General features: G+C 60.9%; 11 protein-coding genes. 7 read left to right on the top strand and 4 right to left on the bottom strand.

Annotated elements, in window-relative coordinates; translation table 11 throughout:
• Positions 1-7: 7 nt before the first annotated feature.
• Entirely contained in the window at positions 8-1,420 is a 1,413-nt protein-coding gene (locus GNF76_RS28950) for an aminotransferase-like domain-containing protein (RefSeq protein WP_155586465.1), read from the bottom strand.
• 124 nt (positions 1,421-1,544) lie between these two features.
• Here GNF76_RS28950 and GNF76_RS28945 point away from each other — a divergent pair, with 124 nt between their 5' ends.
• A complete protein-coding gene (locus GNF76_RS28945) occupies positions 1,545-2,180 on the top strand; it encodes a LysE family translocator (RefSeq protein WP_155586464.1) in 636 nt (211 codons plus the stop codon).
• Between the two features lie 174 nt (positions 2,181-2,354).
• On the top strand, positions 2,355-3,590 hold the full coding sequence (locus GNF76_RS28940; RefSeq protein WP_155586463.1) for a M20/M25/M40 family metallo-hydrolase: 1,236 nt from the start codon (positions 2,355-2,357) through the stop codon (positions 3,588-3,590).
• Positions 3,591-3,667: 77 nt separating this feature from the next.
• Here GNF76_RS28940 and GNF76_RS28935 read toward each other — a convergent pair whose 3' ends face one another.
• The 3 genes from GNF76_RS28935 to GNF76_RS28925 all read right to left on the bottom strand — a co-directional run bounded on the left by GNF76_RS28935 (position 3,668) and on the right by GNF76_RS28925 (position 8,973).
• Positions 3,668-6,739 carry an efflux RND transporter permease subunit gene (locus GNF76_RS28935; protein ID WP_155586462.1) on the bottom strand — a complete coding sequence of 1,024 codons (3,072 nt, stop codon included), beginning with the start codon at positions 6,737-6,739 and terminating at the stop codon, positions 3,668-3,670.
• 1 nt (position 6,740) lies between these two features.
• On the bottom strand, positions 6,741-7,853 hold the full coding sequence (locus GNF76_RS28930; protein ID WP_155586461.1) for an efflux RND transporter periplasmic adaptor subunit: 1,113 nt from the start codon (positions 7,851-7,853) through the stop codon (positions 6,741-6,743).
• 211 nt (positions 7,854-8,064) lie between these two features.
• Positions 8,065-8,973: a LysR family transcriptional regulator gene (locus GNF76_RS28925; protein WP_178123647.1), complete on the bottom strand. Its 909-nt coding sequence runs from the start codon at positions 8,971-8,973 to the stop codon at positions 8,065-8,067.
• 106 nt (positions 8,974-9,079) lie between these two features.
• Here GNF76_RS28925 and GNF76_RS28920 point away from each other — a divergent pair, with 106 nt between their 5' ends.
• The 5 genes from GNF76_RS28920 (at position 9,080) to GNF76_RS28900 (ending at position 13,569) form a co-directional block, all read left to right on the top strand.
• Positions 9,080-9,946, top strand: a complete 867-nt coding sequence (locus GNF76_RS28920) for a pirin family protein (protein ID WP_155586460.1) — start codon at positions 9,080-9,082, stop codon at positions 9,944-9,946.
• Between the two features lie 91 nt (positions 9,947-10,037).
• Positions 10,038-10,721: an isochorismatase family protein gene (locus tag GNF76_RS28915; RefSeq protein WP_155586459.1), complete on the top strand. Its 684-nt coding sequence runs from the start codon at positions 10,038-10,040 to the stop codon at positions 10,719-10,721.
• 44 nt (positions 10,722-10,765) lie between these two features.
• Positions 10,766-11,392 (top strand): isochorismate family cysteine hydrolase YcaC, encoded by a 627-nt coding sequence (ycaC, locus tag GNF76_RS28910; protein ID WP_155586458.1) that lies wholly within the window; start codon positions 10,766-10,768, stop codon positions 11,390-11,392.
• 193 nt (positions 11,393-11,585) lie between these two features.
• On the top strand, positions 11,586-13,028 hold the full coding sequence (locus GNF76_RS28905; protein ID WP_155586457.1) for a mechanosensitive ion channel family protein: 1,443 nt from the start codon (positions 11,586-11,588) through the stop codon (positions 13,026-13,028).
• 103 nt (positions 13,029-13,131) lie between these two features.
• The gene (locus GNF76_RS28900; protein WP_155586456.1) at positions 13,132-13,569 is read left to right on the top strand and encodes a carboxymuconolactone decarboxylase family protein; all 438 of its coding nucleotides are present in this window, start codon (positions 13,132-13,134) and stop codon (positions 13,567-13,569) included.
• Positions 13,570-13,746 lie beyond the last annotated feature (177 nt).

The raw sequence follows: 13,746 nt of genomic DNA, 5'->3' as shown, positions 1-13,746 counted from the left end.
GCAGCCGTTACCGCAGCAACGGATATGTACTCAACAACCCCTCAACCCCCTCCCAAACCCTAAAATCATCACAATGCCCCACATTAAACCGCATAAAATCCCGCATCCCCCCCTCATACCCAAACAACGCCCCCGGCGCCAACACCATCCCGCGTTTCAACCCCGCCTCAGCCAGCCGCTCCCCATTCACCCCCGCCGGCAACCGCGCCCAGATAAACATCCCCCCCTCAAACCCCATGGGCAACTCACACCCACACCGGCGCAACCACTGCTCAACCCGCCCACCGGCCTCCAGCAACCGCTGAACCATACGCTTTCGATGCCTGGCATAACTCCCCTCACTGAGCAACCGATAGACAATCTGCTCAAACAACTCCGACGTAATCCCCCCACTCATCAACTTCATATTGGTCAAATTGGCCGCCAATTGCGGCGCCGCCACTACATAGCTGACCCGCACATTCGCGCTGAGGATCTTCGAGAACCCCGACAGATAAGTCACCTGTTCCAGCCCGGCAAGGGCGGCCAGGCGCGGCGGCGGGTTGGGGTGCAGGTCGCCGTAAAGGTCGTCCTCGACGATATGGCAACCGTATTGCCGAGTCAGTTGCAACAAGCGAAAGGCCTGCCCAGGGCTGAAGGAGTGCCCGGTGGGGTTGTGCAGCACGCCGGTGGTCAGGTACAGGCTGGGTCGCTGCTCGGCGAGTAATTGCTCCAGGGCGGCAAAGTCGAAGCCGTCTGGCCGCCGTGCGATGGTCACCACCTTGACCCCATGCAGCGCCAGGTTGGCGTGGAAGTTGAAATAGCACGGGGCGTCCAACAGCACCGTATCCCCAGGGCGAGCCAGCAGGCGCATTAGCATGTCCAGGCCTTGCAGCGTGTTGGGCGTGGTGATGATTTGCTCCACTGGCACCGACAGCCCTTCACCCTGGAGTTTCTGTTGCAAAGCCTGGCGCAAGGGCAGCAGGCCGGCCGGGGTGCCGAGGCTGGCGACGCGCAGGGACGGTGCGCGCACTGCGCTGCGCATGGCTTGGCGCAGGGCGTCGGAGTCGAGCCAGTCTTCCGGCAGATGGCCGCCGCCGGGGCGCAGGCCGCCGGGGGCGATTGCCAGGGGGCGGCGCAGCACGCTGAGCAGGTCCTGGGGCAGCAGATCCACCCAGGTGCTGGAGGATGGCTGGGCCAGGCGATTGGCGACAAAGTGCCCGCGGCCCTGGCTGGAGGTCAGCAGGTGGCGACCACGCAAGCGGTCCAGTGCCTCGTTCAGGGTGAATTTGCCGACCCCCAGTTGCTCGCCCAATTCGCGTACCGACGGCAGTTTGCTGCCAGCCGCCAACTCGCCGGTTTCGATGGCCTGGGTGAATGCGTCGACGATTTGCTGAACCTTGGGCGCACGGTCATGGAAGCGAATCTGTGGGATGGGCATGCTGGGTCCTGGGTTTGCCGCAGGCTTTACCGGTAAAGTCTGCACGAATACGCACGGAGTTTACCTGCCTCTGGCGGGCCGTGCAGTTTTAGACTGCACGGCATTCCTTCCTGCGGTGAAACCCATGGCCAGCGCCCTGACCCTGTCGTCCTTCCTGTATTTCCTGCTGTTGTGCACCACCCTGGCGTTCAGTCCTGGCCCCATGACGCTGTTGTTGCTCAGCCTGGGCCTCAAGGACGGCCTGCGGCGCTCCTTGCCGGCGCAGTTCGGGGCCAGTGTGTCGTACCTGATCTCGATCCTGATTTTTGCCGTGGGCTTTTCCGAGTTGATCAAGGGCTATCCATTGATCACCCAGGGCATTCAACTGGTGGGTGTGGCCTACATCCTTTATCTGGCCTACAAGCAATGGACCAGCAGCGGGGTGTCGATCGACACCGGTACCCAAGGCCAGGAAACCACTCGCAGCCTGTTCAGCAAAGGCCTGTTGACCGGGCTGTCGAACCCCAAGGCGATCATCCTGTTCAGTGCAGTGTTTCCTCAGTTCGCCGCCGTGGGCCAGGAAAGTGCAGCGCGTGATATCGCCATCCTCGGCCTGACGTTCCTGATGCTGCAGTTCGCCAGTGGCTGCCTGTATTGCTACTTCGGCCAGCGCATCAAGCATGTGCTGGAAGACCCGAAACGGCGGGTGCTGTTGCAGAAGGTCACGGCAGTATTACTGTTGGGGGTAGCGATGATGCTAGCGCGGGGCTTCTCCAGTTAGGTGCCTTGGCACGGGTGTTCCAGTCTCCGGGCAGTAGTGGCGATTTCTAGAGCAGCGGGCGCAACCGGGTCAGTTCGGTGCAGGAGAGTTGGTTGAAGTCGGTTTGACGATCAACAAATCGGTATTTGTCAGGTAGGGTGTGCAACGACTCCCAACAAAAACAAGGACCGGTTCATGACCTTCAACTTTCGCCGTACGGCTCTGGCCGCCACCCTGGCGTTTTCCTTCGGTTTCACGCTCCCGGCCTTCAGTGCCGAACCTCACAAACAGATCCAGGCTGATGCCGAGCAGTACAAGGCCGATGCCCTGAAACTGCTGGAACGCCTGGTGAATATTGATTCGGGCTCCGGCTACGAGCCGGGGCTGACCCAGGTCCGGGAGATTGCCGTCGACGAGTTGAAAAAGCTCGGTTTCAGCATCGAACTGGTGCCCGACGCCGCGGCTAAAAACAGCCATGTCATTGCCACCCTCAAGGGCACCGGCAAGGCGAAAATCCTGCTGATGGCCCACATGGACACCGTGTTCAAGGAAGGCTCGGCCGCCGAGCGACCGTTCCATATCAAGGACGGCCGCGCCTATGGTCCTGGGGTGATGGACGACAAGGGCGGAATCGTTGCCGGGATCTTCGCCTTGAAAGTCCTGCAAAACCAGGGCTTCAAGGACTACGCGCAGATTACCTTCCTGCTGGATGCCAGCGAGGAGACCGGTTCCGAAGCGGCCTCTGAACTGATCCGCAAAACCGCCAGGCTTAACGATGTGACCCTGAACCTGGAGCCGGGTCGTCCCGCCGATGGCCTGGTGGTCTGGCGTAAAGGCAGTGCCACCGCCGTGGTCGAGGTCAAGGGCAAGGCCGCCCACGCCGGTGTGGCTCCGGAGTTGGGGCGCAACGCAGCGATGGAAGCGGCCCATCAGATCCTGCAACTGAGCAAACTGGGGGATGCCGAGAAAAAAACCACCATCAACTTCACCGTGCTCAAGGCGGGTGACCGGGTCAACGTGATCCCGGACCAGGCCACCGCCAAGGCGGATGTGCGGGCAGCGGTGCCGGAAGAGTTTGATCGGATCGAGAAGGACCTGGCGCGGGTCTCGGCCAATAAACTGATTCCCGACACTGAAGTGACCACCAGCCTGCATCGCGGTTTGCCGCCGATGCCGCAGACGCCGGAGTCGGATAAGTTGGTGGCCATTGCTCAAGGGATCTACGGCGAGTTGGGACGCACATTGACCGTTGAAGGCAGCGGCGGGGCGGCTGATGCCAGCCTGTCGGCGGGCGTGGGTACGCCGACGCTGGATGGGTTCGGGATTGTCGGCGGCAATATTCATACACCGGAGGAATATGCCGAGGTAGAGAGTGTGGCGCCGCGGATCTATTTACTGAGCCGGATGATCATGGAGCTGTCCAAGCGCTGATTTGAACCTCAATCAACCGATCAAAATGTGGGAGCTGGCAAGCCAGCTCCCACAGGGGTTTTGCTGTGTCTTTGAAATCAGATGACGGCCACCACCTCCCGCGTCTTCTGCCGCCCCAACACCAGACTGCACAACGCCGGCAAGAACAGCAGCGTCAACACCGTCCCCACCAACACCCCGCCAATCAACACATACGCCAGTGACGACCAGAACACCGACAATGTCAGCGGAATAAACGCCAATGCCGCCGCCAACGCGGTCAAGATCACCGGCCTGGCCCGACGCACCGTCGCCTCGATAATCGCCTCGCGGATTGCCATGCCCTGGTCCTGGTTTTGCCGAATCTGGTCGGTAAAGATCAGCGTGTTGCGCATCAAGATCCCGCCAATCCCGATCAACCCTAAAATCGCATTGAAGCCAAACGGCTGGTTGAACAGCAGCAACGTCGGCACTGCGCCAATCAGGCCCAAGGGGGCCGTGGCAAAGACCATGAACATCACCCCGAACGAACGCACCTGAAACATGATCACCGTCAGGGTCAGCAGGATCATGATCGGGAACAGCGCCGCCAGGGCGACGTTGGCCTTGGCGCTTTCTTCCACCGGGCCGCCGATGTCGATGCGGTAACCGGCGGGCAGTTTGGCGATCAGCGGCTTGAGGTCGGTATACACGGCCATTTCCACATCCGGTGGCTGGGTGCCGTCGACGATATCAGCACGCACTTCCACAGTCGTCGCACGGTTGCGGCGCTTGAGGATCGGTTCTTCCATCACCGGTTGGAAATGCCCGACCTGGGCCAAAGGTACCGACACGCCAGCGCGGTTGGTCAGGGTCATATTGTCCAGGTTGCCCAGGTCTTCCCGCTGGCTGACTTGAGAACGGGCCACCACCGACACCGTGCGGTTACCTTCGCGCACTTCAGTAATCGGGTTGCCGCTGAGCAGGGCGTTGAGCTGGGATTTCACTTCGTCAGGGGTGAAGCCCAGCAGGCGCAGGCGGTCCTGATCCAGCACCAGGCGATAGCCGCTGGCGCGTTCGCCCCAGTCGAGGAAGCTGTCTTTGGTCAGCTTATTGGCCGCCACTATCTGGCGCACATTTTCGGACAGGCTGCGCAGCACATTCAGGTCCGGACCGGACACGCGAAACACCACGGGGAAGGGCACCGGTGGACCGAATACCAGTTGGGTGATCCGCACCCGCGCCGAGGGAAATTCCCCAGCGGCGATGCGTTCACGCATACGCAGTTTCAAGGCGTCCCGGGCATGCGCGTCTGGCGTTTGTACGATCAGCTTGGCGAAGGCCGGGTCCGGCAGCTCCGGGTTCAGCGACAGGAAAAACCGCGGCGCACCACCGCCGACATAGGTGTCGACCATCGTGGTTTGCGGCTCTTCCATCAGCGCCTTTTCCACCTGTGCCGCCACCGCCTCGGTGCTTTTGAAGGCACTGCCGGGCGGCATGTACACCTCAAGGATCAGCTCGGAGCGGTCGGAGTTGGGGAAGAATTGCTTCTTCACCACGCCCATGCCCAAGCCGCAGAGCACAAACGCCAACACCACCAATCCGGTCACCCACCAGCGCTTGCGTACGCAGGCTTCCACCAGGCTGCGCAGTTTCTGGTAATAACGGCCGGCATAAATTGCGTCGTGCCCGCCCGGCACCGGCTGTATTTGCGGTAGCAGCTTGACCCCCAGGTACGGGGTAAAGACCACTGCCACCAGCCACGATGAAATCAGCGCAAAGCCGACGATCCAGAAAATATTCCCGGCATATTCCCCGGCCCCCGAACGGGCAAACCCCACCGGCAGGAACCCGATAATGGTCACCAGGGTTCCGGTCAGCATGGGTGCGGCGGTAGAACGCCAGGCAAAGGTGGCGGCGTGGATACGATCAAAGCCTTCCTCCAGTTTCACCACCATCATCTCGATGGCGATAATCGCGTCATCCACCAGCAGCCCCAGGGAAATGATCAGCGCCCCGAGGGTAACGCGGTCGAATTCACGGCCGGTCATCAGCATGATCACAAACACAATCGACAGGGTCAGCGGCACCGCTGCAGCCACCACCAGCCCGACGCGAAAGCCCAGGGCCAACAGGCTGATGACCATCACCACTGCCAGGGCGACGAAAAATTTCAGCATGAATTCGTTGACCGCCAGGCTGATGTTTTTCGCCTGGTCGGAGACTTTGGCGAAGTTCACGCCCAGTGGCAGGTCGGCCTGGATTTTTGCTTCCTCGGCCTTGAGGCTCTTGTCCAACTCCAGACCGTTCCAGTGTTTCTCCATGACCACCCCAAGCATCAACGCCGGGTCACCCTGATGGCGAATGCGGTAGCTGGGCGGGTCTTCATAACCACGGCTGACGCTGGCGACATCGGCGATGCGCAGCACCTTGCCGTTGGCTTCCAGGGGCACGTTTTCGATCAGCGACAGGCTGTCGAAGGCACCCTCGATACGGATATACGCCCGGGCGCCTGCGGTTTCGACAAAGCCTGAAGGCGCCACGGCGTTTTGCGTGGCGAGGGCAGCAAAGATTTGTTCGGGCTTGATGCCCAGCGTGGCCAGGCGCTCATAGGAAAACTCGACGAAGATTCGCTGGGCCTGTTCGCCGAGGATATTGACCTTCTTCACCCCCGGCAGGTTGAGCAGACCCTGGCGCATGGCTTCGGCCATTTGCACCTGTTGCCGGTGGGGCAGGTGTTCGGCCTCCAGGGCGTACAACGCGAAATACACGTCCGAGTACTCGTCGTTGAAGAACGGACCGACCACGCCTTTGGGCAGTTTCGACGCTTCGTCGCTGAGTTTCTTGCGGGTCTGGTAGAACAGGTCCTGGATTTCACTGGGGCGCGTGGATTCCAGGTAGGTCATGCGCATCGAGACAAACCCGGGCTGGGCGATGGTCTCGACGCGGTCGTAGTAGTCCAGCTCTTGCAGGCGTTTTTCAAGACGGTCGGCCACCTGTTCCTGCATCTCCTGGGCCGTGGCGCCGGGCCAGGCCGCCGTGATGGTCATGACCTTGACGGTAAACAGCGGGTCTTCGGCGCGCCCCAGTTTGCCGAAGGCAAAAATCCCGGCGGCCAGGATCGCGATGATCAGGAACAACGTGACGGCGCGGTGTTTGACCGCCAGTTCAGAGAGGTTGATACCGCGCATATCAGTGGTCCTGCTTACGGTTGAGTGCCAGCACCTGGGCCGGTAGCAGGCGTACCGCGTCACCGTTGTGGAGCAGGTGTGCACCAAGGGCGACGACGATCTGGCCAGGGCTGACGCCGCTGTTCAGCAGGGCCTCTTCCTGGCCCAGGCTGGCGACGCTCACGGGGGCGAAGCTGACTTTGTCGTCATCGCCAATCAGCCACACACCGGTGCCGTTGCCGGCATCTTGCAGGGCGCCGATGGGTACGCGGGTCTGTTGCGTCTGGCCATTGCCTTGCAGGCGCACGGTGATGGTCGAGCCGAGGGCGAAACGGTCGACGGCGCCGTGCAGTACATAACGGGCGCGGTAGGTGCGAGTGGTCGGGTCGGCGCTGGCGGATAACTCGCGCAGGGTGGCGGTCACGACCTGGTCGGGTGCGCCGAAGGGGAAGGCCAGGGCTTTTTGCGAAGCCAGGTCGCGTTGGTTCTCCGGCAGATGGATGATGGCTTCCCGGGCACCATCGTGGGCCAGGCGGGCGACGATTTGCCCTTCGGCCACCACTTGCCCGCGATCCACGCGTACGTCGGTGATGATTCCGTCGCCATCGGCTTTGAGCACCGAGTAGGTGCGGCGGTTTTCGATCTGGCTGGCATCGGATTGTGCGGCGGAGAGCTCAGCTTCGGCGACCCGCAGGTTGGTGGCGGACTGGTCGAAAATCTGCCGCGACACGGCGCCGGTATTGGCCAGGCGCTGGTAGCGGTTTTCGTCGTCACGCCGTTGACGCAGTTGGGCCTGGGCGGCATTCACACGGTTTTTTGCCGAACGCAGGGCCAGTTCGAAGTCGCCGATATCCAGCACCAGCAAGGTATCGCCCCGGGCTACGCGCTGGCCGGGGTCGACCTTGCGCTCGATCACCTTGCCGCTGACCCGGAAGCCCAGGTCGCTTTCGGTACGTGCCGCCACCACGCCGGTGTAGGCGCTTTGCTGACTGCGGGCAGCCTCGACCTTGGCGGCGAGCACCGGCCGGGGCTGGGAGGCTTCTGCAACGGGGTCGGCCTTGCTGTTGCAGCCGCTGAGCAGGATCAACAGGGCCAAGGGTGGAAGAAGGCTTAAGCGATGAGAACGTGGATTCATGGGGGAGGCTCCGTGGGATTCACTCTGACCGTTCGGGGAAAAATTACGGACATAATTTTTTCCTATATTATGGTCGAAATATAAATTAATCCAGCCCCCCGGAAAGCCTCCCTGTCGAACTCCCCGACGCCTTCTCGCCGCTGGTCGTTGCGACTGGTGGCACTGACGGCATTGGGTGATGTCTCGACCCCATTGATTATTCCCGGCCTGATCAGGCCATATCGCTCTGGGAAAATTCCTCCCCGAGGAAATCAATCAACGTGCGCACTGACGGTAATAATCCTCGGCGTGAGGGGAAAATCGCATGGACGATCCCGGTCCTCGGCGACCAGCCGGGAATCAGGCTCACCAGGCGTCCCGCTGCAATGTCTTCACGCACCACCACACTGGGCAAATGCGCGATACCTACTCCGGCACAGGCTGCATGCCGCAGCGCCAGCAGATCATCGGTGACCATCCGCGGATAATGCCGGATGACCGCACTGGCGCCGTTCTCGCCAAACAACTCCCACTGATATTCCCGGTGTGGCGATCCCCAGTGCAGGCTCGGCAGGCCATTGAGGTCTGCCGGCGAAGGCGGGGTCGACAGCCGTGGCAGAAACTGCGGGCTGCCCACCAGGCACTGGGTGCTGTTGCCCAGCACCTTCATCACCAGGTCGGTGTTTTCCAGCGGCGGAAAGCGGATCCGCAGGGCGATGTCGAACCCCTCATAAATCACGTCCACTCGCCGGTTGGTGCTCTCGACATGCAACTCCACCAGCGGGTACTGCAGCATGTAGCGAGTGAGCATCGGCCCGACCCACGAGTTGAGCAGGGCGGTGGGGCAACTCAGGCGTACGATGCCCTGGGGTTCGGAGCGGTTGAGTTCGATAACTTCGGCGGCACTTTCGGCCTCCACACGCATTGCCAGGCATCGCTGGTAATAGGCCTGGCCGATTTCGGTGAGGGAGCAGTGGCGGCTGGTGCGATTGATCAGGCGCACGCCCAGGCGTTCTTCCAGTTCGCTGATGCGTCGGCTGAGCTTGGACTTGGGCATGTCCAGTGCTCGTCCGGCAGCGGCGAAACCACGGTGCTCGACCACCTGGGTGAAGTAGTAGAGGGTGTTGAGGTCTTCCACTATCGTTCTCCAAATAGAACGCTAAGGGTTATTTTTGCCGTCTAGCGCTGCAAAGGTAACGGATTTAAGGTGTATCCATGCACTGCTTTCACCCACTTGGAGACACGCCATGAAAAACATCATCGGTATCTACACCAGCCCACGAGGCCATTGGGTGGGCGACGGCTTCCCGGTTCGCACCCTGTTTTCCTACGACACCATGGGCAAGCACATCAGCCCGTTCCTGCTGCTGGACCATGCCGGTCCCGCTGACTTCACCCCGACTGAAAAGCGTCGTGGTGTTGGCCAACATCCGCATCGCGGCTTTGAAACCGTGACCATCGTCTACAAGGGCGAAGTCGAGCACCGGGACTCCACCGGCGCTGGCGGCACTATCGGCCCGGGCGACGTGCAGTGGATGACGGCTGCGAAGGGCATTTTGCATGAAGAGTTCCACTCCGAGGCATTCGCCCGCAGTGGCGGCGCCCTGGAAATGGTCCAGTTGTGGGTCAACCTGCCGGCCAAGGACAAAATGACCGACGCCGGGTACCAGACGATTCTCGACAGCGACATTCCATCGCTGCCCCTGGCCGATAACGCCGGCAGCCTGCGCCTGATCGCCGGTGAGTTTGCCGGTGTCAAAGGTCCGGCACGTACCTTCACGCCGATTGACGTGTGGGATGTGCGGCTCAACGCCGGCAAGGCCGTGACCCTGGACCTGCACGCAGGGCGCAATACCGCGCTGGTGGTGCTCAAAGGCACGGTGCAGATCAACGGTGTGGAATTGGCACGCGAAGGGCAACTGGTGTTGTTCGAGCGTGACGGCGACCAACTCAGCCTTGAGTCGAACAACGACGCCACGTTCCTGCTGCTCAGCGGCGAACCCATCGACGAGCCTATCGTCGGCCACGGTCCGTTCGTGATGAACACCGAGCAGGAAATCCACCAGGCCTTTGTCGACTTCCAGTCCGGCGAGTTCGGCCAGATGCACAGCTGATACACCCCCGCAACACCACCCATGGAACGCGACAGCCAGGCCGGTTTACCGGCCAAGGATGGCTGTTGCCCATAGAAAAGAGGAAAGCCCTATGACCCTTCACGCACCGGCCAACTTCAATGGCCACAAGCCAACCATCGATGCCAGCGATGCAGCGATGTTGTTGATCGACCATCAGAGCGGCCTGTTCCAGATCGTCAAGGACATGGACGTGCCGCAACTGCGCGCCAATGCCATTGCACTCGCGCGTGCGGCAACCCTGTTGAACATGCCCGTGATCACCACCGCCTCGGTGCCCCAGGGGCCAAACGGTCCGCTGATCCCGGAAATTCACCAAGCCGCGCCTCACGCTCAATACGTGGCTCGCAAAGGTGAAATCAATGCCTGGGACAATCCTGAGTTCCACGCCGCAGTCAAAGCCACCGGCAAGAAAACCCTGGTGATCGCCGGTACCCTGACCAGCGTGTGCCTGGCGTTTCCGTCCATCAGTGCGGTGTATGAAGGCTACAAGGTGTTTGCCGTGGTCGACGCCTCGGGCAATCACTCCAAGCTGGCCACTGACCTGACCATCGCCCGTCTGGCCCAGGCCGGTGTGGTACCCATCGACATCATGGCTACGCTGTCTGAGCTGCAAGGCAGTTGGAACCGCCCGGATGCCGAGCAATGGGCACAGGTCTACACCCAGGCCATGCCGCACTACCAACTGCTGATCGAAAGCTACATCAAGGCCCAGCAAGTGGCGAACGAACACGAAGTGCTGGACTCCCAGCGCTGAGTGCAACAGCGATACCGACATTCATTGATGAAAGAGGACTACTCATGAGCACTCCCTACAAGCGTCTCGACAAGGACAACGCCGCCGTTCTGTTGGTGGATCATCAAGCGGGCCTGCTGTCCCTGGTGCGTGACATCGACCCGGACAAGTTCAAAAACAACGTGCTGGCCCTGGCTAACCTGGCCAAGTACTTCAAGCTGCCCACCATCCTCACCACCAGTTTCGAAACCGGCCCCAACGGCCCGCTGGTGCCGGAACTCAAGGCCCTGTTCCCGGACGCGCCGTACATCGCCCGTCCAGGCCAGATCAATGCCTGGGACAACGAAGACTTCGTCAAGGCCATCAAGGCTACCGGCAAGAAGCAACTGATCATCGCCGGTGTGGTGACTGAGGTGTGCGTGGCCTTCCCGGCGCTGTCGGCCCTGGCGGAAGGGTTTGAGGTGTTTGTGGTAACGGATGCCTCCGGTACCTTCAACGAAATCACCCGTGACGCAGCCTGGGATCGCATGTCGGCCAACGGCGCGCAACTGATGAACTGGTTCGGCGTGGCGTGTGAGTTGCATCGCGACTGGCGCAACGATATCGAAGGCCTGGGTGCCTTGTTCTCCAACCATATCCCGGACTATCGCAACCTGTTCACCAGCTATAACGCGTTGACCGGCGCCAAGTAAAAACACGGATTCAATGTGGGCACGGCTTGTGTGGGAGCTGGCTTGCCTGCGATAGCATCGCCTCGGTATTACTCAAAGACCGAGTCGCTTGCATCGCAGGCAAGCCAGCTCCCACATGAACCGTGCCCACACTGATTTTGCGGCGTGCTCTGTTTCATGCGATCTTCATCCCATTCGCCCTGGAGTCGCCCGGATGCCCTCATTTATCGCTGATCACCCGATGTTCTGCGCCCTGGCGCTGATCCTGATCGATATGCTCCTGTGGCGACTGATCGCCACCAATGCCAGCAACTGGAAGCTGGCGGTGCGGCTGGTGATCTTTGCCGTGTTCAGCGCCTTGTTGTTCAACGAAGGCATGAACCCGATGCAGGTCGCGCCCTGGGCGGAGAACGTGCCGTTGCACCTGGCGGCCACGGCGTTGCAGATCGGTTGGTGGTTGTACGCCGCACGTACGCTTACGGTGTTGCTCGGCACGGTGATGATGCAGCGGGTCGGCCACGGCGGGCGGCTATTGCAAGACCTGATGGGTGCGGTGATCTTCCTGATTGCGGTCATCGCCGCCATGGCCTACGTGCTCGACCTGCCGGTCAAGGGCGTGTTGGCCACCTCCGGCGCCGTGGCGATCATCGTCGGCCTGGCGTTGCAAAGCACGTTGAGTGACGTGTTTTCCGGGATCGTTCTGAACACGACCAAGCCCTATCAAGTGGATGACTGGATCTCCATCGATGGCACCGAAGGCCGGGTCACCGACATCGACTGGCGCGCCACGCGGCTGCAAACCTCCCAGGGCAGCATGGCGGTGATTCCCAACTCGCTGGCGGCCAAGGCCAAGATCATCAACTTCTCGCGCCCCGCGGATATGTTCGGCCTGGCGGTGAGCGTGCAAGTCAGCCCCCATGCGCGACCGCAAGTGGTCATCGAGGCCCTGGAGAGGGCTATGCAAGGTTGCCGGCCACTGTTGGTCAAACCGGCACCCAGCGTCGCCTTCAAGGCCTCCGCCAGTGGCGGGGTGGAATATGAAATCAGTGGGTTCGTACCGGCCATGGGGCAGAAGCGCGAAGTGCGCAACCAGCTCTATGACCTGGCGTATCGGCATCTTGCGGCGGCGGGTGTGAGCCTGCTGTCGGCCACCGAGGGGGCGACACCGGCGGTCACATCACGGGCACGGGCATTGCTGGAAAGCTCGAATATCTTCTCCACCTTGCGTCAGGAGGAGAAGGAAACCTTCAGCCAGAACATGACCCTGCAAACTTTCCGTGCCGGCGAGATGATCTTGCCGGCCGGAGAGGTCAGCGATCATCTGTTTATTGTCGAGTCCGGTGTGGTTTCGGTGATCTTGAGCAAAGGTGGGCACAAGTTCGAGGCCGGGCGCATGGGGCCAGGGGAAGTCATCGGTGAGGGTGGGATCCTGTCTGACCAGTCGGTGCCGGCGGACTTCACGGCCAAGACCTACTGCACGCTGTATCGTATCGAGAAGGAATACCTCAAGCCTTGCCTGGATGCGCGCCATGACATTGGCGAGGCGATGAAAAACCTGCTGGATTTCCGTTTGCATGCGGCCCAGAACCTGACCCAGGAAGCGCCGGTAGTGCCGGTGAAAAAGGGGTTCTTGCAGTGGTTGCGAAGCCGAACCTGACGTTGGGGCATTGGCTACCTGTTCTTTTGCCGAATTGGCTATTTGTCCGGGGCAGGGGGGTGGATAAGCTGGGCATCAATTTCTACTGTCCTGGAGTATCACCATGCACACTCGTACTGACTTTTACACTGCTTCGCCTGATGCCATGAAAGCCATGCTGGCGCTGGAGGCGGCTGTCGGCAAGTTGTCGCTGGAGCTGCCGTTGCTGGAGCTGGTGCGCCTGCGGGTTTCGCAGATCAATGGGTGTGCGTTTTGTCTGGATATGCATACGGCTGATGCTCGCAAGGGCGGGGAGACGGAGCGTCGGTTGTATACGTTGTCGGCTTGGCGTGAGACGCCGTTCTTTACGCCGCGTGAGCAGGCGGCGTTGGCTTGGGCCGAGAGTTTGACGTTGATCAGTCAGACGCATGCTTCGGATGAGGATTATGCGCGGGTGGCTGCGGAGTTTAGTCCGAAAGAGCAGGTGGATTTGAGTGTGGCGATTGCTACGATCAATAGTTGGAATCGGTTGGCGATTGGGTTTCGCAAGATGCCCAAGTAATCAGGGTGACGTGGCGGCCTGGTAGCCGACCAGGGCTTTGGTTTGATGGAGTACATATCCGTTGCTGCGGTCACGGCTGCTTATGGTTCCGCTCTTACAGCGGGTCACTTTTGGCAAACGCCCCAAAAGTAACCAAAAGGTCTTGCCCCACCATTTGGCACCTCGCCTAGGCTCGGT

The organism is Pseudomonas spelaei, from assembly GCF_009724245.1.
In the GTDB taxonomy this organism is placed as follows: domain Bacteria; phylum Pseudomonadota; class Gammaproteobacteria; order Pseudomonadales; family Pseudomonadaceae; genus Aquipseudomonas; species Aquipseudomonas spelaei.
This window is presented reverse-complemented; position numbering and strand designations above follow the sequence as displayed.

Excerpts from the sequence above, each read along its gene's own strand:
- GNF76_RS28950 (WP_155586465.1), bottom strand. The coding sequence starts at position 1,420 with ATGCCCATCCCACAGATTCGCTTCCATGACCGTGCGCCCAAGGTTCAG.
- GNF76_RS28945 (WP_155586464.1), top strand. The coding sequence starts at position 1,545 with ATGGCCAGCGCCCTGACCCTGTCGTCCTTCCTGTATTTCCTGCTGTTG.
- GNF76_RS28940 (WP_155586463.1), top strand. The coding sequence starts at position 2,355 with ATGACCTTCAACTTTCGCCGTACGGCTCTGGCCGCCACCCTGGCGTTT.
- GNF76_RS28935 (WP_155586462.1), bottom strand. The coding sequence starts at position 6,739 with ATGCGCGGTATCAACCTCTCTGAACTGGCGGTCAAACACCGCGCCGTC.
- GNF76_RS28930 (WP_155586461.1), bottom strand. The coding sequence starts at position 7,853 with ATGAATCCACGTTCTCATCGCTTAAGCCTTCTTCCACCCTTGGCCCTG.
- GNF76_RS28920 (WP_155586460.1), top strand. The coding sequence starts at position 9,080 with ATGAAAAACATCATCGGTATCTACACCAGCCCACGAGGCCATTGGGTG.
- GNF76_RS28915 (WP_155586459.1), top strand. The coding sequence starts at position 10,038 with ATGACCCTTCACGCACCGGCCAACTTCAATGGCCACAAGCCAACCATC.
- ycaC (WP_155586458.1), top strand. The coding sequence starts at position 10,766 with ATGAGCACTCCCTACAAGCGTCTCGACAAGGACAACGCCGCCGTTCTG.
- GNF76_RS28905 (WP_155586457.1), top strand. The coding sequence starts at position 11,586 with ATGCCCTCATTTATCGCTGATCACCCGATGTTCTGCGCCCTGGCGCTG.
- GNF76_RS28900 (WP_155586456.1), top strand. The coding sequence starts at position 13,132 with ATGCACACTCGTACTGACTTTTACACTGCTTCGCCTGATGCCATGAAA.